The sequence below is a fragment of the Cupriavidus sp. FW306-01-F10A genome (genome assembly GCF_058782785.1).
This window is the reverse complement of the sequence record NZ_JBYSYA010000002.1, coordinates 405584-424315: the sequence shown is the minus strand read 5'-3', so window position 1 is coordinate 424315 and position 18732 is coordinate 405584. Positions and strand designations below refer to the sequence as shown.

The window sequence follows — 18732 nt, the reverse complement described above, 5'->3', positions numbered from 1 at the left end:
GACAGCGGGCCTGTGAGGCTTCTCCCGTTATCCACGCAAGCTGGGTGCTTATGTCTCTTATCCAAGGGCGACACATATGTCCAGGTATAGCAAAGGGAAGGAAAAAGGGGTCATTCTCCCGATTGTGGGCCTGACCCTGGCCGTGTTGCTGGGCATGGCCGGTCTGGTCATCGACCTGGGAGGCATGTTTGTTGCGAAGACCGAGCTACAGTCGGCAGTCGATAGCTGTGCGCTGGCCGCGGCGCAGGAACTCGACGGCGCTGCAGACGCCCTGACACGGGCTACGAGCGCTGGGCTGACCGCTGGGAACGCCAACAAGGTCAGGTACCAGAAGAGCTCGGCGGCCCTCGTCGACACTGACGTCACCTTTAGCGATACGCTCAACGGATCCTACAGTTCGACCTTCACGCCTGTCGCCAACGCGCGCTACGTGAAATGCGGTCATCTTACGAGTGGGATTTCGGCCTACCTGATCCAGCTGGTCGGAGGCCCCTCCAGCAATGCTGTTGCTGCCGTTGGTGTTGCCACCCGCACTCATGCGCAGAGCACCTGCCCCATCCCTGTTGGCTTGCTTCCCAAATCGGGGGCTAGCGCCCCTGACTATGGATTTGCGATTGGTGAATGGGTAACTGTGCTTTACGACGGCACCAAGACGGCTGCTCCCGGGGAAATGGGCTGGTACAACCTCGATGGATCCACCAACGCCAACGAGACAAAACAAGAAATGGCCGTTGGGTACTGCAACTCCAAGGTCAACGATACGCTCCGGACCCCTGGGGCGAAGGTCGCCGTGGATGACCAGTGGAACAGCCGCTTTGGCATCTACAAGAACAACGGGGACAAGTCGCTCATGCGGCCGGACTTTACGGGGTACGCCTACACAACCACGAACTGGCCGAATGGCAAGCAGGCATATTCCGGTTCATCAGGTGGCACTGACCCGACTGCGACCAATTTCAAGAGCAAGCGGCTGACGTTCGCAAGCTACGCGGATACGGGCACAGATGTCCAGGTCGGCGACACGATCACCAACCTGAACATGAAAGGCGGCTACAAGGATCTGGCCGTGCCAGGCGGCAATGGCGATCATGCAAAGCTGGGAATGAGTCGCCGCCTTGTGATCGTGCCAGTGGTGTCGACGGCTTCGAAAGTCCTGGATTTCGCTTGCATGCTCATGCTGCAGCCGATCAGCGGACCTACTGAATCGGTTCAGTTCGAATACCTGGGTAATGCGGCGACGATCAGTAGCCCGTGCACGACCAACGGCCTTGCCGGCGGCAATTTCGGCCCCATGATCCCGGCGCTTGTCCAGTAGGGGATATCGATGAAAAGGCGACAAAAAGGTGTGGCGCTCGTTGAGCTCGCCATCACGATTTCCTTACTGCTGGCGATCTGCTTCGCCGTCACTGAGTTCGGCCGGGCAATCTACACGTACAACACACTGGCCAAATCAGTCCGTGATGCGACCCGCTACCTGAGTACGCAGGCGGCGGGCAACGCGGCTGCGCACGCTATGGCGAAGCAACTGGTCGTGTACGGTACGCCGGTGGCTACCGACGGTCAGTCGACCCTGGCGCCTGGCCTGAAAACCAGCATGGTAACCGTCTGCGACGCCGCGGATCCGGCATGCACTTCCAATATGGGCCAGGGCGCCAGTCCTGCAATCAATACGGTGACGGTCCGGATTTCCGGCTATACGTTCACGCCTATCCTGGACCTGCTCGGATTTACGCGGTTTTATACCGGCGGCAGCGCTTCACTTACGTCGATTCCTTTCAGTGATATCTCAGCTACGATGAGGCAGGCTTATGAATAGGCGTCAGCGAGGTGCGACAGCGGTGGAGTTTGCCATTGCGGCAGTGCTCTTCTTTGCGTTACTGCTTGGCATACTGGAGTTCGGACGGGTGCTGTATACGTGGAACGCCGTCGCAGAAGCCACCCGGTGGGGAGCGAGGCAAGCGGTAGTCTGCGGCAGAGGATCGCCGTCAGTGCTCAACCGCATGCAGGAAATTCTGCCAAGCCTCAAGTCTGCCAATGTCTCGGTCAACTGGTACGACGCAAACGGACTGAGCGCCAGTTGCGACAGCGCCTCCTGCACGGGAGTCGCTGTCAGCGTGACGGGATTGGCCGTTTCCTCGGTCTCTCCGGCGGCCTGGGTCGGATTTTCCAGCCTGGCTGTACCCGGATTCCTGACTTACCTTCCCAGGGAAATCATGGGACAGGACGCGGGCAGTAGCGCTATCTGCGACAGCTGAAAACCTGGTCCTGAAAACCCCCGCCGGTGCGAGTCCGCGGGGGTTTTTCTTTTGTGGCCCCGGCGGCTGGTCGGAATTCGACCGTGGCCTACAGCAGCACCTGCGCTGCGGCTCCATCAGCGAGCGATAAGATGATGGCACCGCTTCAGACCTCCACCACGCAGCACCAGTCGAAGCGCTTGTTTTCCAGCTCGCCGGTGCGGCGGCTGACGTAGCCGCGCGGGTTGCAGACCACGCGCGAATCGTCGATGCAGTAGTCGAAGCTGGTGTGGGTATGGCCATGGATCCACAGGTCCGCCTGCGCCACCAGGTCGGGCCGGCGCGACAGGAAGCCGCCGGAGACCAGGTCGTGCGAGTAGCGCGGGTCCAGGCTGCCAAGGTCTGGACCGTGGTGCGTGACCACCACGGTCTTGCCATCGTAGGGTTGCGCCAGCTGCGCCGCCAGCCAGGCCGATGCGGCCTGGTGGCGTGCCAGCGCGTCCAGGGGCGTGAAATGGCGCGGACGGCCGTCGTCGCCGTGGAGTTCGATCAGCCGGTGGTCCAGCATCACCGCCGCGCAAGCCTGCATCGCGTCTTCGCGCCGGTCGGTGCCGAACAGCGTGTAATCCGTCCACCAGGTGGTACCGATGATGCGTACGCGTCCGTGTGCGCCATTGAATTCGGCCACGGCGCCATTGAGCACCTGTATGCCGGGGTGCGCCTCGGTGGCTTCGGCCATCAGGCGATCCACGGTATCGAAGTTGCTTTCGTAGTACTCGTGGTTGCCCGGCACATAGATCACCGGCTGGCTGAAGGTGCGCGCGGCCCAGTCAATGCCATCGCGCCCGTTGGCGATGTCGCCGGCCAGCACCACGATGTCGGCATCGCAGGCGGGCACGGCCTGTGGCATGTTGTGCTCGATGTGGAGGTCGCTCAGGATGCGTAGCTTCATGGGGACTCCGGAAGGCGCATGGGGCTTGCTGCATGGGCCGCTACGGCGGCAGGCGGTTGCCTGCATTCTTAATAAGCCAGCCTGTCTGGTCAAGTCCTGCGGATCCGGCCGAAAAGCAAAAAAGCCCGGAACCAGGTCCGGGCAAGTGACTGTCTAGCCGGCATTGCACCGGGAGACAGCCGGGGGAAACGATCGCGGTTTCCCGGATGTATTACCCTCCCTGTCCGGCCATGGTCGGCAGGAGGACGCGATAAATCTGGATAAAGGCTGGCCCGAGCAGCACCAGCAGCAGCGACGGGAAGATGGTGAAGATCAGCGGGAACAACAGCTTGAGCGCGATCTTGGCGGCTTGCTCCTCGGCTCGCATGCGGCGTTTGGTGCGCAGCATGTCGGACAGCACGCGCAGGGACTCGCCCAGGCTGGTGCCGAACCGGTCGGCCTGGATCAGCATGGAGGCGAACTTGTCGACGTCTTCCACGCCGGTGCGCAGCGACAGGTTCGACAGTGCCTTTTCCTTGGAGAAACCTGAGCGCAACTCCAGCAGCATCAGCTGGAGCTCATCGGCCAGCACCGGGCAGCGCAGCGCCAGCTCGTCGGCCACGCGCATCAGCGCCGCATCAAGCCCGAGGCCTGCCTCCACGCAGACGGTCAGCAGGTCGATGACATCAGGGAACTCTTCGAACACTGTGCGCTGGCGTTGCGACAGCTTGCGCGCCAGCACGACATTCGGCAGGTAGTAGCCGATGGCGCCCAGCACCGCGAGCAGCGAGAACATCATGTACTGGTCCTGGAACCCCGGACGCCCGCCTACTGCCACCAGCCCGATCATCGGCAGCGTGACGGCCAGCACCGTCTTGGCGCCAAAGTACAGCGGCGCGGCGCTGGCGTTGCGCCATCCGGCGTTCATGAAGCGCACGCGCAGCTGCGAGTTATCCCAGCCTTCCTTGGGTAGCGACAGCCGCGATACGGGGTGCGCCCATTGCACGAGCTTCTCGATCAGCGCCTGCTGCCTGCCCGGGTCCACGCCGGGTTGCCCCGCCTGGCCTGCGAGCTGCTCCGCCCGGCCGCGCATGCGGTTCGGCGAGAACACATAGAGCACGCCGAACACCGCGCCGAACGCCGCCACAAAAATCAGCGCCAGCACGACAAACTGGCCTGCCTGAAACCCCTGGATAATGCCTTGCATGATGGACTCCCGTCAGGATGGCTGTCCAAGCCCTGCGTGTTGAGACCCTGCGTTTCTTCTGTCCTGGCTTTGGGGCCTCATACGTGGATGCGGATGATCTTGCGCATCCACAGCACGCCAAAGACCATCGACACCAGCGCGCCGCCGACCATCTTCAAGCCAATCGGGTCTTTCCACAGCACCTCCATGAAGCCCGGATTGACCACCATGACCATCCCCGCGGTGCAGAAAGGCAGCAGGCCCAGCACCCACGCGGACATCTTGCCTTCCGCCGACAGCACGCGGATCTTGTCATACAGCTTCAGGCGCTCGCGTACCATGGTGCCGATGGTGTCGAGGATCTCCGCCAGGTTGCCGCCGCTTTCGCGCTGGATCAGCACCGCGATCACGAAGTAGCGCAGGTCGCCCACCGGCACGCGAATGGCGAGGTTGGTCATGGCCTCGTCCAGCGCCACGCCGTAGTTGATTTCCTCGAAGGTGGTGCGGAACTCCGGCCCGATCGGTGCCTTCATTTCCTGCCCGACCATACCGAGCGCCCCGCTGAACGAGTGGCCGGCGCGCAGCGCGCGGCTGATCATATCGACGGCATCCGGCAGTTGCGCCTCCATCTGCTTGAGCCGCTTGCCGCGCAGGCGTACCACATGCAGCACCGGCAAGAGCGCGGCCAGCGCCGCGCCGCCCAGCATCAGCGGCACCGGCACCGGCACCAGCGGGATCAGCGCGACCGTGCACAGCGATACCATCGCGCAGTAACCCAGCAGCTGCCCTACCGACCAGCTGCTGCCGGACTGTTCCAGCCAGCGGTCCAGCGCGCCGATGCGGGGCACGCTCATCAGCCAGCGCTGCATGCGTGGCGATCCGGCCAGCAGCCGCTTCTTCAGGATCGATAGCTGCTCAGCGCTGACGTGTCCACCCGCGGACAGTGCCCGGAGCCGTGCCTCGATGCGCCTTGCCGCCGGGCCGTGGGTGCTGTTCCACCACAGGTAGATGCCCTCGACACAGAGCACCACGGCCGCGAACAGCAGGATGCCGAAGGCATAGAAGATCATGCTCATGTGCGTCTCCCCGGGGGTTTCTGTCGTGTTGGTCTTGTTGGTCCGGTGCCGGAATCAGACTTCGTAGCGCTTCGCCGGGTCATAAGTCTCGTCCGGCAGCCCCACCCCGAACACGCGCAGCCGCTCGGCAAACTTGGGATATACGCCGGTGGCGCGGAAGTGCCCGCGCACCGTGCCGTCCTTGTCCACGCCGGTGCGCTGGAACGTAAAGATCTCCTGCATGTTGATGATGTCGCCCTCCATGCCGGTGATCTCCTGAATGCTGATGATCTTGCGCCGCCCGTCGGTCATGCGCGCCGCCTGCACGATCACCGTGATGGCCGACGCGATCTGCTGGCGCATCGCCTTGGCGGGCATGGTCAGGCCGGCCATGCTGACCATGTTCTCGAGGCGCGTTAGCGCATCGCGCGGCGTGTTGGCGTGGATGGTGGTGAGCGAGCCCTCGTGGCCGGTGTTCATCGCGTTGAGCATGTCCAGCGCCTCGCCGCCGCGCACTTCGCCCAGGATGATGCGATCCGGGCGCATCCGCAGGGCATTGCGCACCAGCGCGCGCTGCGTGATCTCGCCCTTGCCTTCAATATTGGGCGGGCGCGTTTCCAGCCGTAATACATGGGGCTGGCGAAGCTGCAGTTCGGCCGCGTCTTCGATAGTGACCACGCGTTCGTCCTCGGGGATAAAACCCGACAGGATGTTAAGCAGCGTGGTCTTGCCGCTGCCGGTGCCGCCCGACACCAGCACGTTGACCTTGGCCTGCGACAGCGCTTGCAGCATCTGCGCCATCGGCGGCGTCAGGCTGCGCAGCTCGACCAGGTCGGACACTTGCAGCGGATTCACGGAGAAGCGCCGGATCGACAGCAGCGGCCCGTCGATTGCAGAGGGCGGGATAATGGCATTGACGCGCGAGCCGTCCGGCAGGCGCGCGTCCACCATCGGGCTCGTCTCGTCAATGCGGCGACCCACGCGCGACACGATCTTCTCGATCACCTTCATCAGGTGCGCGTCGTCGTAGAACAGCACGTCGGTCAGTTCCAGCTTACCGCGTCGTTCCACATAAGTCTGGCGCGCCGTGTTGACCAGGATGTCCGACACCGTGGGATCCTTCAGCAGCGGCTCCAGAGGACCGAAGCCAAACATCTCGTCATAGATCTCCACCGTCAGCTGGCGGCGTTCGCTGTCGTTGAGCAGCACCTTCTGCTCGTCGATGATCAGGTTGACCAGCGTTGCGATCTCCTGCTTTACCTGCTCCTGCGGATAGCGCGCCAGCCGCTCAAGCTCTACTCGGTCCAGCACGGTTTCATGCACATCGCGCTTGAGGGTGTGATAGCCCGGCGAGGCCGGCCCCGCGGATGCAGAAAACTGGATCGCGGCGTGGCCGTTGGCGATGAGTGCGGGGCCGGCACCAGCCAGCTGTTCGCGGATTGACATGTTGGGCTCCTTTAAGTCGGAATCTGTTGACCGGACCATGCCGGCTGCAATCAGGTACTCTTCGCACGCAGCATCAGCCGGCGCAGCGGGGATACGGGTTCAGGGCAGCTACGGCGTTCGAGTTCCGGCGTGGCCAACAGCTGCGTGGACAGGGACTGCAGCGCACGTGCAATGGCGCTACGCCGGCTCAGCTTGGCAACAGGCTCGCCATGGCTCACGGCTTCTTCCACTGCCGAGGGATCGTCGGGCAGGGAAATCGCCGCCTTCATGCCGAAGATTTCCTCCATCGTCGCGCGCGGTAGTTCGTTCTTGCGGCCAGTGCGGTTCAGCACAAGCTGAATCTTGTCCGCCGGGTAGTGCAGCGCGCGCAAGATGTCGACCAGGCGGCGGCCGGGACGCCCGAAGGCGACCGTGGGCTCGGCCACCACGCAGATGCGGTCGCTCTGGTCCAGCACGCTGATCGACAAGGGATCGATGCTCTGGCCGATGTCGAAGACGACGAAGTCGTAGTTGGGCTGCATCACGGCGAGGATCCACTCCAGCTTGTCCTTCTGGATCTGCGTAGCCTTGACAGGATCCGTGGCCCCGGCGAGCAGGTCGAAGCCTTTGTCCACGTGGACCAGGCAGGCATCAAGGAAGGAGGCGTCCATGCGATCTATCTGAGCGCAGATGTCGGGCAGCGTCGAGGGCGGGGTTTTGTCGCTGACGATATGGGTGAGGTCGCCGAAGTGCCGGTTCAGATCCACCACCAGCACCCGCTTACCTTGATGCCTGGCCAGCGCGTCGGCGAGGTTGGCCGCCACGAAGCTGGTGCCTGCGCCACCCTTGCAGGAGATCACGGAAATCACTTGCGCGATCTCGTGGACGCGCGGCACGTGGGTCGCTTCCACGCGCTTGAGCGCCTCAGACAGCTGGCCCTTGTCCAGCGGCCACGACAACACGTCGCGGATGCCGGCGCGCATGGCCTTGATCAGTACGTCGGTGCCCGGTGCCTGCGTGATCAGGATGCATGGCAGATCGGGATGCTGCTGGCGCAGGGTTTCGATGGCCTGAATCTGGGCAGGTCCGATGGCGGGCAGCTCCAGGACCAGCAGATCGGCCATGCGCAGGCGATTGGCATGGAACGGGAAGCGAGCCAGGCCCTCCTGCAGCAACATGGCCTGGAAGTTCCCGACCACGACGCTGAGCCGGTTGATCTCTGCCAGGCGGTCGGCGTCTTCGGATGCGATCAGGATCTTCAGCATGGTGTCATCTCCATTCTTCGGTCATCTTCGAACCTCACTCCATGAGCACTGAGCTCAGCGCGAGCCGCCGCCGCCCATGCCCACGCCGCCATATCCGCCCGCGCCGAAGTCGATAGTCATGGCGGGCGTGCCGCTTTGCTGGCCCTTTGACAGCGAACGGTCGAAGTTCTTCATCGCCGCCACGGCCGTCTTGCCGTCAGTGCCGGTGACGGTCGGCAGCCCGGCGGGTGCATCAGGATTGATGATCTGCATCTGCGTGACGGTGGCCAGCGCCACGCCGCGCTGGCCGTCCCACACCGGCGTCGAGGTCATGCAGGCCGACAGCCCCAGGCAGGCCAGGCTGCCGAGCACCAGGACGGCAGCGCCGCGCGAAAGCTTCAGTGTCTTGTTCATGATCGTTCTCCGATTCTGCTGGTGGCGCGGCGGATCAGTTGCCGCCCGAGGCGGTGCGGCCGGCCGTAGCCGCTGCCCTGGCCTGGGCCAGGCGGGCGGCGGTGGCTTCGATGCGGGCGATGCGCGCGGTGGTGTCCTCTACAGACGGCGCGGCCGTCGTGTTGCGGGCGGGCGCCGGGGCTGGCAGGGCAGGGCGCGTGCTTGCGGCGGCAACTGGTTCCTGTGCGGGCGGCGCGGGCTCATCCAGCGGTTTGCCATTCGGCACGACCGAGACCGAGGTGCCGGGCGCGCCTTCGCTGCGCGGTGCCGTGGGCGGCGTGGCGGGCGCTGCGGCCGGTGCGGCGGGCTGCGACGGTGCCGGCGCGGGTTGCGGCGGACGCTTGCCGCTGCCTTCCATATTGCCCATGAAGTACAGCGACAGCGGGTTGGGCGTGGAGAAGCTGTCGGTCGGCAGCGGGTAGTTGTTGGTCTGCATCGGCTGGACCAGGCGCGGCGTGATGATGAACACCAGCTCGGTCAGGTCCTGCTGGTACTGCGTGCTGCGGAACAGTGTACCCAGGACCGGCACCTCGCCGGCACCCGGCACCGCCTTGAGCGAGCCGCGCGCGCTGTCAGTCAGCAGGCCGCCGATGGCAAAGCTCTCGCCGTCGCGCATCTGCACAGTGGTGGAGGCGCGCCGCGTGGTGATCACCGGCAGCACGGTCTGGCCGGTCAGGCTGCTGCCGCGTACGGTGGCGCCTGTGGGCGACAGCTCCGACACTTCGGGCGACACCTTCAGGTGGATGCGGCCGTTCGCCAGCACGGTAGGCGTGAACTTCAGTCCGACGCCGAATTCTTCTTCCTGCAGCGTGATGGTCGCGTTGCCGCCGATCGCATTGCTCTGCGCCACCGGGATGTAGATCTTGCCGCCGGCGAGGAAGCTGGCCTCCTGGCCGCTGATGGTGACAAGGTTAGGCTCGGCCAGGATCTTGACTAGGCTGTCATTCTTCTGCGCGTCCAGAGCGATGTCGAATGGCCGGTTGTTGGCCTTGCTGGCGAAGATCGCAGTCGAGGCGCCGGTCAGCAGTGACGTCACCAGCCCGCCGCTCCAGGAGCCAAAGCCGCCCTGCAGGTTCACCGTCGAGCCGAGTTGGTTCAGCAGCGTCTTGGAAACTTCGGCCACCTTGACTTCCAGCATCACTTGCTGCGGGCTGTCGACCGACAGCATATTGAGCACGCCGCCTTTTTTGTTGCCGTTGCCGTTCCCATTCTTGCTGCCGTCGCCCTGCGCAGCGTTGGCATACGCCTGGGCGATGTCCATGGCCTGCTGCGCGGACTGCGCGTTGGTGACGCTGCCGGTCAGCACCAGGTTGTCGGCGGCCGTCATCACGCGGATGCCGGGTTCGCCCGGCAGCAGTTGGCCGAGCGAAGTCTGCAGTCCGCCGGCATCGGCATTGACCACCACGTTGATGATGCTGCAGCTGCCGCTGCGGCCTTGGACGATCATGTTGGTGGTGCCCACGCTGCGGCCCAGCACATAGAGGGTCTGCGGCGACACCATCGTGGCCTGGACCACGTTGGGGTTTCCCAGGGTGCGGTTGCGCACCGGCTCCTGCAGCGTGATCAGCTGCGACTTGCCGACCGGCACCATCACGCTTGACTCGCTGCGGATCGCACCAGTGCAATTGGGGCCGCGCGCCTCCGCGGACGGCGCGGGCGGGGCCGAGGTGGCCGCAATGGCCCCGCCAGGCGTCATGCTGATGGTCATCTGCATCGGACCCTGGGGTGCCTTGGCGGCGGGCGCGGTCGCCTTGGTCAGGTTGCCGGCCTCGATGGCAGCCTGTGCCGCGGCGGCCAGCGGCGTGCAGAGGATGGCGGCCAGCACCAGGATGCGGGTGCCGCCTGCAGCTTCGGATCGTTTCTGGTTCATTTTGAATCTCCCCCCGGAGAGGCTGTTGCAGCTCAGAATTTGTTGGATGGCTGGTGGTACGCGCTCAGAAGCACTCGATGCCGCCTTGCATGCCCGCCAGCACGCCGATGCAATTGCCGGAGCGTGCTGGCGCAGCAACCGTGCGGGTCTTCACCACAGTGCGCGTCGCCGTCTGGGTGACGACTTTGACGGGTGCTTCGGGCGCCTTGCCCAGAAGAGTCCCCTTGGTTGCGCCGCCCGTGTTGATGTCGGCCACATCCATCTGGTTGCGCAGCACCAGCGACAGTGTGCCGACGCTGCGGGCCACGTCCAGCTTCTCGGCCTGCTCTGGCGTGACTTCCAGCGTCACCGCATTGACTACCTTAGGCTGGGTGTCGTCGCGGCTGACCTGCTGCGCTACCGCCAGCACCAGGATCTTCTCGAGCACGATCTTCGAGATGCTGCTGTTCTGCGTGGTCTTCGCTTCCTCGTTGGTATTGACGATCACGTCGACGTGGTTGCCCGGCAGCGCAAAGCCGGCCACACCCACCACATCGTTGACGCGGACCGTGATGGCGCGCTTGCCGTCATTGATCACCGCCGAGAGGCCACCCTTGGTGCCGACAGGCGCCAGCTTGGCATCCAGGACGGGCTCGCCGCGCTGTAGGCTGGTGCGCACCACGCGCCCCTCCAGCACCTTGAGGTCTTCGAACGCACCGGGCGGCACGCTACCCGCCGGCCAGCTGACCAGCCGCAACTGGCTGCCATTGAGCGGCTGCCCGAGATTGAGGTCGTTGGCGGCAACCACCACCTGCCTGACCGAACTGGATGACTGCTGGACCAGCCATCGCGACGCCGACACCACTGCCGCCACGCCGGCGACCAGGGCAATCAGCAGCATCAGGATTGCACGTGTGTTCTTCATGATGACTCTCCCCTACAGTTGTCCGAGTATTCGGTGGTGCAGTTCAGCTTGCGGCGCGGTGATCGTCCGACCATCGATGGCCGGCGCCAGGTGGCGGCATGGCGTCGGCCGAGGTACGCAGTCCGTAGTAGCTCTGCCAGGCAGCCACCAGGCCGGCCTCTGTGACCTGCGCGGCTTGCCCGTGATAGCGCACGCCTGAATCCACCAGGCGCAGCAGGTCGCGCGGAATGCAGGCCAGCAGTGGCGTATCGCTGGAGTAGTGCAGGCTGTCGACCAGGAAATCGAACATCGCATCCGTGCTGGCCAGCCCGAAGTCAGCGGCGGTGCGCTGGTAGACTTCGCGGTAGTCGTCCACCGACAGCGGGCCCACGTAGAGCTTGCTGCCGAGGCGGCGCAGGAAGGCGTCGTCGCTCAACTCCGACGGTTCGAGATTGGTCGAGAACACGGGCCAGACATCGAACGGCACCGAGAAGCGCACGCCGGTTTGCAGCGTGAACATGTCAATGCTGCGATCCAGCGGCACGATCCAGCGGTTCAGCAGGTCGCTGACACCAACCATCTGGCGGCCCAGGTCATCGATGATGTAGATGCCGTTGTTGGCCTTCATGTGCGGAGGCGCCTGGTAAAAGCCGGACGTGCGGTCATAGCGCAGGTCCAGCATGGACAGCGTCAGTTCGCCGCCCGACAGCACCACCGGGCGATGGCACAGGACCCAGCGGCGGTCCAGCGAGCGGCGCGCCAGTGAGGCTTGGCTGTCGTCGAACGGCACATGAACCAGCGGGTCGAACACCTGGATGATCTCGCCGGCCACGGTGATGGCGTGCGGCACCGGCACCGCGCCGGGCAGCAGCGTGCCTAGTCGTTGTGCCAGGTAGGTCTTGCCGCTGCCGGCCGGGCCGTAGATCATCAGCGCGCAGCAGGTGTTCAGTGCCATGCCGATAGCGTCCAGCAGATGGACCGGGATCACCAAGTCATGGAAGGCCGCGGTGACGTCCGCCTTGGTCACGGAAGCGTGGTTGACCGAGTGGCGCTTGACGGCATCGAGGTATGCATCCAGCGTAACCGGCGCCGTGCCGACATAGCTGCAGCGCGCCGACGCTTCCGCCGCGCGGGTATAGCCGGCGTCGGTAAGCCGGAAGCGCACATCGAGGTCGCTGGCGCCGCGGTGCGCGATTTCAAGCAGGCGCTCGCGCACGGCCACGGCGGCAATTTCATTGACCACCAGGGCCGGCAGCTTGAGCGTGTCGGTCAGTACCGCCAGCGTGACGGTGCGGTGCTGGTAGGCAGCCTTCATCAGCAAGCCAAGCAACTGCGCGATCTCCAGGCCGGTATCGGCAATCGTGCGCGGCAGCACGTGCCAGGGCGGCAGCGGCAGCGTGCCATGCTCGGCATGGGCATTCCTGCCGGTCGCGACGGGCTCGAGGAGCCGTGGTGCTGCGTGACCTGTGTCGTGATGCTCGTTCATTGCCGTCCCCTGTTCGCTGCTCAGTGTGTTCTCGTTCCTGAAGGCGCCTGCGACTGGCCGGCGCGTTGTGTCGTCTGTGTCATGTGCCGGCAAAGAGCATGGTCAGCGTCCCGGCGGCAATCGCTACGCCGTAGGGTATGGAGCCGGCGGAAGCCCCAGCTTGAGGTTGCACCGGCCGGGCACCAGGCACCAGGGTGGCGATCAGCATGTGGCCCACGCGGGTGAGCGTCGCCCGTCCTTGTCCTGTAGCGAGCAGCAGTACCAGTGCCCAGACCCCACCAATCACGCAGGTTGCCAACGCGATTTTCAGCACCATGCTTACGCCAAGCCAGGCGCCCACGGCTGCCATCAACTTGATGTCGCCGGCCGCCATGCCGCGCATTAGATAGAAGGGCAGAAACAGCACCAGGCCCACCGTCCAGCCACACAGCCACGCCAGCGACCCGGCAGCGAGGCCGTGAATGGCTGCCAGCACGGGCAGTGCGGTGATCCAGGCGCCGAAGGTGAGCCAGTTGGGAATGCGGCGCCGGTCCAGGTCGATGGCCGCGGCTGTGAGCACGATGCCGATCGTGGCAGGGCCGACGAGGGGGGCGAGGGCAGTGGCGGCTTGCATAGCGATAGTGGCTGGCAGCTTGGGTTGTGTTCAGGGCATGCGCTAGTCGGATGCCTCAAGGCATCTTGGAGGCGATCAACTCATACATGGCTTTCACGGTATCGCTGAGCACGATGGCGGAGCCGATGATCGCCATCGCTATCAGGATGCCGAGTAATGAATACTCGATGGAGGAGACGCCCTGGTCGTCATGCAGAAGATCCTTTGAGATGGCGAGGAGCTCGGGCATTTGGCATCTCCAGTGTTCGTGGGCCGAAAGTGCACCGCAAGACCGGCCGAAGGAGGCCGGTCTTACTTGCATGCCTATCGGCGATTACGGGGCGACAGCCGCGAGTTCGTCGCTAATTGCTGTGAACACGTCAACCAGTTCCGTGCCGACGAGCTTTACCGACGCGATGATGACAACTGCAATGAGCGCAGCAATGAGGCCATATTCAATGGCGGTCACACCGTCTTCATCACGGATGAATTGCTTGAGCATGGTGGTCAGGTTTTGCATGACTAACTCCTTGGGTTGGGAACAAGCACTGCAGGACTACGGAACTACGGATCAGGCAACTCCGGCACCGGATATCAATGCCGGGAAACGCGGCAGCAGGGCGGTGCGCAGATCGCGCATGCGTGGAACGGCCAGCGGCCGGGTCCGCCGCGCACGCCCTGTGGGCTGCGTGCCTGCAACCGGCGTTCGGCGGAGGCGTGCATGCATCGCGCCGCACGTTGTGCATGCCCCATGCGGGCCATGCGGCGAAACGGTGCGCTGGGGCCAATGCGGGCAGTGCCAGCGTGGCAAGCGTTCCGATGCGGTAGCGCGGGTTGGCGGACGGCAGGCATGGTGAAATTCCCCGTATCGTTCTTAGTGCCGGCCAGTTGCTCCGGCATCGCGGCAATTCGATCCTGATGGCGTTGCTGCGTGCCAGGACATAGGCAATCCACGGGCCAGCCCACGAGAAACCGTTCTGCCACAAGGCTTTCCGGGAAGCGGAGCGTGCCCGGATCCGGTCCTGCCGTCTCTGAAGCGGTGTTTTGGCCGCTCTTCGTTGCCGGCTGGAAACGCGCGCCACACAAGCCAATGTGGATGGGGCGACCAATGGATGAGGGCGCGTTGCAACGCCGCGCGCACGGTTGGTCAGGACGAGGCTTTCCTTTCAGCCAAAAGCATGATGTGGCGCGAACGGATGCGTGCCGCGCATACCGCAGACGAAGGAGGCGATTGCAGCCTGCGGCGGCTGGTCTCAATGTGTGGCCGTCTGATGGACGAGGGCGCTGCCTGTCGGGACAGCGTTTCTGGAGCGAAACGTCGAGCGGTTCCCTTGACCCTCCGCCCGAGCCCGGAAGGGCGGACGGATTCGCTGCAATCCTTGTGTACGCGTGGCTCGTCGACAGGTGGAGCCGCGTGATTCAGAGCAGAAACATCGCAAATCGTGCCGATGATTCACGGCGGTCGTGCCTGTGCGGAAGATGCTCGCCGCCTTGCGTTCTGCTAGATGGCGCGATAACACTGAGCGAGGAGAGCATGAGTCCGTGCCGCCGCTGTGCCGGACTTTCCCGCTGATGACAATTTTCCGCGCGTGGCTCGCAGCCAGGCTTCTTGCTGTGCGTGCCGGGGAGGAAACAGAGTATGTCTAACAATGACGCCAGGCTGCTGTCCCTGGTAGTGCCGTGCTACAACGATGGGGCAGCGATGCCTGCATTCTTTGCGCGCGTGCTGCCAATTCTGGAGTTGCTTCCCGCCATGCAGTGCGAGATCGTTTGCGTCAATGACGGCAGTTCGGACGACACGCTGGCCAAGCTTGTCGATGCGGCGCGCTGCGACGCCAGGATACGGGTGCTGGACCTGACACGCAGCTTTGGCAGAGAAGCGGCGCTGACCGCCGGCATCGATGAGGCAATTGGTGACGCGGTGATTCCGATCGATGTCGGCCTTCAGGATCCGCCTGAGCTTATTCCGACGTTGGTTCGTCGGTGGCGCCAAGGCGCTGAGGTTGTACTGGCCCAATGCGAGGGGGGCGGAAACGGCTCGGTCTTGAAGCGACTGGGCCGGATCGCCCGCTACCGGTTGCAGGATTATGTGTCGGCTCAGAAGAGCCCCAGGAGCGTCGGCGAATTTCTATTGCTGGACCGTGCCGTGGTCAATGCGCTGAAACAGCTTCCGGAGCGGCACCGTTTCATGAAGAGTCTGTTTGCATGGGTCGGCTTCAACACGGTGACCGTGCAGTATGAACAGCCTTTGGGCAACGCGGGCCGGACTGGACGTCCAGACTGGGGGCCACGGGTTCGAGCGCTCGAGGGTGTTGCCGGGTTCAGCGCAGTGCCGCTGCGCAGCTGGACGTACCTGGGTATTTGCAGCGCCGTGCTTGCAGGCTGCTACGGCGTATACATCGTTGCCAGCAACCTCATATCTGGCGTGGACGTGCCGGGCTATGCGCCGGTGCTCACGCTGATGCTGTTGGTAGGCGGATTGCAGCTAATCGGCCTGGGGGTAATGGGGGAGTATGTTGTCCGCATCCACGACGAATCGAAGGGGCGCCCGATTTACCTGATCAGGCGACGCTATCAGGCGCGCCGCCCACAGGAGCGCGCGGGGAGGGAGGCCAGAGTCATCTCCCTGGTCGCGAGCAAGCAAAACTAAGGGCCAGTCGGCCAGGAGGTGGTGCGGCTTGCAGCCCTGTTCCAACGGGCGTAGCCACTGATGCGGCCGTAGCCGGCGCACACATGGACGTGAACGCCGGATTTATCGTCTGTCCGCTTGAACGCGCGTACAGATGGCGCCAGACTGGCCGGCCAGCGGCGGCGCGTGGATACGCCTGCCGTGGCGCTGCGCGAGCCCGAAAGTTCGCTGCAAGGTGACATGCCGCTGTCAGCCCTGCACGCAGATCAACCCCAGATCCCCCTTCTTCACCTGCAGCTTGTAATCCCGCATCAGCCTGAATAGCGTCACCCGCGAAATCCCCAGCTCTGCCGCCACGTCGATCAGCCGTTCATGATGCCGCTGCAGCGCCTCGACGATCGCGGTCTGCTCGGCCGCTTCGCGGATGGCCGCGAGCGTGAGCGGGCGGTCGTCGGCTGGGGTGGCCAGCTCCAGGTCGTCGGGCTGGATCACGCCGTCTTCGCACATGGCGGCGGCGTGGCGGATGCGGTTGATCAGCTCGCGCACGTTGCCGGGCCAGTTGTGCTGCTGGATCGCGCGCAGCGCCATCGGCGAGAAGCCGCGGATGCGTGCCGGCGACTGCTTGCGCACGTTGTCCAGCACGTGCTCGGCGATCAGCAGGATGTCGCTGCCGCGTTCGCGCAGCGGTGGCTGGCGCACGCGCAGCACGCACAGCCGGTGGTAGAGGTCGCCGCGGAAGCGTTCGGCGGCGATCGCGGCTTCCAGGTCGACGTGGGTGGCCGAGATGATGCGCACATCGACCTCCACCGATTCGGTGCCGCCCAGCCGCTCGATGCGGCCGGTTTCCAGGAAGCGCAGCAGGCTGGTCTGGCTTTCGATCGGCATGTCGCCGATTTCATCCAGGAACAGGGTGCCGCCCTGTGCCATCTCGATGCGGCCGGGCTTGCGCTTGGTCGCGCCGGTGAAGGCGCCGCGCTCATAGCCGAACAGCTCTGACATCAGCAGCGTGGGCGGGATCGCCGCGCAGTTGACCGCGACGAAGGGGCGCGAGGCCCGCTCCGAGGCGCGGTGGATGGCATGAGCGGCCAGTTCCTTGCCGGTGCCGGACTCGCCGGAGATCAGCACGGGCGTGTCCCAGCGCGACACCTTCTCGATACCGCGGAAGAGCGATTGCATGGCCGGGCAGCTGCCGATCATGCCGTCTGGGCGTGCGGTGCCGGGGCGGGCATGCTGGGCGCCCGGGCGCAGTTGCGCCATGCCGAGCGCGTGGCCGAGCGATTCCGCCAGGCGGGAGTGCTCGACCGGTGCGGTGTAATAGTCGACGAAGTACAGGCCCAGCAGCCGGCGCGCGGATTCGGTCAGGGACTCTTGGCCGGCGATGATGCCGATCCAGCCGATATGCGGCAGCGAGAGCCAGGGCTCGAACGATTCCAGGTCGGCATCGCTGAAGCCGCCTTGCAGGTCGAGCATCGCCGCAAGCGGCTGGTTGCCCGGGGGCAGCGCGTGGAGATCTTGCAGGTTGGAGGCGAAGCTGATCTTCCAGCCACGCTGTGCGAGCATCCTGCAGAGCATGGCGTCGTGGTGCTGCGACAGGTACAGCAGCGGGCGGTTGGTGTACGCGCTCATAGAATTTCCCCGGATCTTTGTTTTTACAAAGCCGGCGGCCTGCTGTCGCGGGTCACTGGCTTCGTTGGCTCTAAGGCTCGCGCCTGCCACAACATGTCAATGCCGCGGCCTGGCGCTCTCCCTAAAAGTTGCTGCCGGCGGCGCTGCGCTGCGCGGGCCGGTGGGCCCGTTTTCGCCGCCGCCGCGACCTCACCTCCCTGGTATCGGTCGCGGCGGCTGCCGCTTCGCATCGCCTGCATGGCAGGCTGTTGCTTCACCCCGTTTCTTGTCCGGATACGCCGGCTCGGCCGATGCGTCCGCTTGTTGTCTGCGTGCTGCCCCGTTTATCCGTGGCATGCCGCATAGTCCAGGTACCACGGGCCGCTTTTCGTCCGCTTGCGGCCCGTGTTCCTGAACGACCTCCGCTAATCTTGTCGACGACCCCTGCAACCTGGCCAGCCGATGCGGGCCAGTTCCTGCCGCGTGGCCCACGCTTACAGCGCCAGTCCGAATCCGCCCTGGGATGCGGGGTCGTCCTGAAACTGATCTTCGGCGAACGCGTGCCAGTGTGTTGCCGCTTCGGTTTCAGACATCCCCCTGTTCCGGGCTTCTGTTCGCGCGGACATATGTGCGACGAACGTGCCAGATATGGCTAATTCTTTGATAACAAAAGGAAAAAGAAATTTCCGGCTGGCTTTGAGCCGCTGCTGGCGATCAATAACGTTCCGCTTTTGATACATCCGGCGGGATTTTTATATTGCGGCGCAGCATTTGGTGGGCGGGCGATGAGACACAGGGATCACAGTGCCGGGCAAATGGGTGCCGGAAAACCTACTTTTCACCGGCAATGCCCATCCGAAGGAGGGAGAGCAAAATTTCAAACGGACAGGCGTCAGGGCTCGAATGCAGCACGCGAATGAAGCTGCCAGGTAGTTTCATTTCCGTTACAACGTTTTGAACTCTGTACCTCGGTAGCCACCCCGGCGTCCCGCGGTTGTCTTCAGCCTTTTGGCGCCGCGCACGCGGTTGCGGGCGCGGTTGGGTGGACGGAATCGACGCGTTGACAAGCGTTTGCACGATGCGGCGCCGGGCTGGCCCGGCCGTATCTCATCTCTTTGGATGGGGCGGGTAGATTTTTC

General features: G+C 64.3%; 17 protein-coding genes. 4 read left to right on the top strand and 13 right to left on the bottom strand.

Translation table 11 applies throughout. From position 1 onward, the window contains the following. Window positions 1-76: 76 nt before the first annotated feature. Genes AC3WLF_RS04955 through AC3WLF_RS04945 form a run of 3 tightly spaced genes read left to right on the top strand, consistent with a single transcriptional unit; the run spans window position 77 to window position 2255 of the window. Window positions 77-1315: a pilus assembly protein TadG-related protein gene (locus tag AC3WLF_RS04955; RefSeq protein ID WP_492357139.1), complete on the top strand. Its 1239-nt coding sequence runs from the start codon at window positions 77-79 to the stop codon at window positions 1313-1315. 9 nt (window positions 1316-1324) lie between these two features. Further along, window positions 1325-1816 carry a TadE/TadG family type IV pilus assembly protein gene (locus AC3WLF_RS04950; RefSeq protein ID WP_492357140.1) on the top strand — a complete coding sequence of 164 codons (492 nt, stop codon included), beginning with the start codon at window positions 1325-1327 and terminating at the stop codon, window positions 1814-1816. A gap of 22 nt (window positions 1817-1838) precedes the next feature. Next, window positions 1839-2255 (top strand): TadE family protein, encoded by a 417-nt coding sequence (locus AC3WLF_RS04945; protein WP_492357900.1) that lies wholly within the window; start codon window positions 1839-1841, stop codon window positions 2253-2255. Between the two features lie 145 nt (window positions 2256-2400). On the opposite strand, the gene AC3WLF_RS04940 is transcribed toward AC3WLF_RS04945, so the two are convergent. From AC3WLF_RS04940 to AC3WLF_RS04885, 12 genes are all read right to left on the bottom strand, one after another. After that, on the bottom strand, window positions 2401-3186 hold the full coding sequence (locus tag AC3WLF_RS04940) for a metallophosphoesterase (RefSeq protein WP_492357141.1): 786 nt from the start codon (window positions 3184-3186) through the stop codon (window positions 2401-2403). Window positions 3187-3397: 211 nt separating this feature from the next. Further along, window positions 3398-4372: a type II secretion system F family protein gene (locus AC3WLF_RS04935; RefSeq protein WP_492357142.1), complete on the bottom strand. Its 975-nt coding sequence runs from the start codon at window positions 4370-4372 to the stop codon at window positions 3398-3400. A 77-nt stretch (window positions 4373-4449) separates the two neighbouring features. After that, a complete protein-coding gene (locus AC3WLF_RS04930) occupies window positions 4450-5427 on the bottom strand; it encodes a type II secretion system F family protein (RefSeq protein WP_492357143.1) in 978 nt (325 codons plus the stop codon). 54 nt (window positions 5428-5481) lie between these two features. Then, entirely contained in the window at window positions 5482-6852 is a 1371-nt protein-coding gene (locus AC3WLF_RS04925; RefSeq protein WP_492357144.1) for a TadA family conjugal transfer-associated ATPase, read from the bottom strand. A gap of 50 nt (window positions 6853-6902) precedes the next feature. Continuing rightward, window positions 6903-8096 carry a CpaE/TadZ family protein gene (locus AC3WLF_RS04920; RefSeq protein WP_492357899.1) on the bottom strand — a complete coding sequence of 398 codons (1194 nt, stop codon included), beginning with the start codon at window positions 8094-8096 and terminating at the stop codon, window positions 6903-6905. Window positions 8097-8150: 54 nt separating this feature from the next. Beyond that, on the bottom strand, window positions 8151-8489 hold the full coding sequence (locus AC3WLF_RS04915; protein WP_492357146.1) for a hypothetical protein: 339 nt from the start codon (window positions 8487-8489) through the stop codon (window positions 8151-8153). A 34-nt stretch (window positions 8490-8523) separates the two neighbouring features. Further along, window positions 8524-10398, bottom strand: coding sequence for a type II and III secretion system protein family protein (locus AC3WLF_RS04910; RefSeq protein ID WP_492357147.1), 1875 nt, complete (start codon window positions 10396-10398; stop codon window positions 8524-8526). 64 nt (window positions 10399-10462) lie between these two features. Next, on the bottom strand, window positions 10463-11302 hold the full coding sequence (cpaB, locus tag AC3WLF_RS04905) for a Flp pilus assembly protein CpaB (protein ID WP_492357148.1): 840 nt from the start codon (window positions 11300-11302) through the stop codon (window positions 10463-10465). A 43-nt stretch (window positions 11303-11345) separates the two neighbouring features. Further along, window positions 11346-12767, bottom strand: coding sequence for a DUF8689 domain-containing protein (locus AC3WLF_RS04900; protein WP_492357898.1), 1422 nt, complete (start codon window positions 12765-12767; stop codon window positions 11346-11348). A gap of 79 nt (window positions 12768-12846) precedes the next feature. After that, a complete protein-coding gene (locus AC3WLF_RS04895) occupies window positions 12847-13380 on the bottom strand; it encodes an A24 family peptidase (RefSeq protein ID WP_492357150.1) in 534 nt (177 codons plus the stop codon). A gap of 55 nt (window positions 13381-13435) precedes the next feature. Next, on the bottom strand, window positions 13436-13609 hold the full coding sequence (locus AC3WLF_RS04890; protein ID WP_492357151.1) for a Flp family type IVb pilin: 174 nt from the start codon (window positions 13607-13609) through the stop codon (window positions 13436-13438). A gap of 84 nt (window positions 13610-13693) precedes the next feature. Beyond that, entirely contained in the window at window positions 13694-13879 is a 186-nt protein-coding gene (locus AC3WLF_RS04885; protein WP_492357152.1) for a Flp family type IVb pilin, read from the bottom strand. Window positions 13880-14998: 1119 nt separating this feature from the next. Here AC3WLF_RS04885 and AC3WLF_RS04880 point away from each other — a divergent pair. Then, window positions 14999-16009, top strand: coding sequence for a glycosyltransferase family 2 protein (locus AC3WLF_RS04880; protein WP_492357153.1), 1011 nt, complete (start codon window positions 14999-15001; stop codon window positions 16007-16009). A 228-nt stretch (window positions 16010-16237) separates the two neighbouring features. Here AC3WLF_RS04880 and AC3WLF_RS04875 read toward each other — a convergent pair whose 3' ends face one another. Then, window positions 16238-17614: a sigma-54 dependent transcriptional regulator gene (locus AC3WLF_RS04875; RefSeq protein ID WP_439671369.1), complete on the bottom strand. Its 1377-nt coding sequence runs from the start codon at window positions 17612-17614 to the stop codon at window positions 16238-16240. Window positions 17615-18732: the final 1118 nt, after the last annotated feature.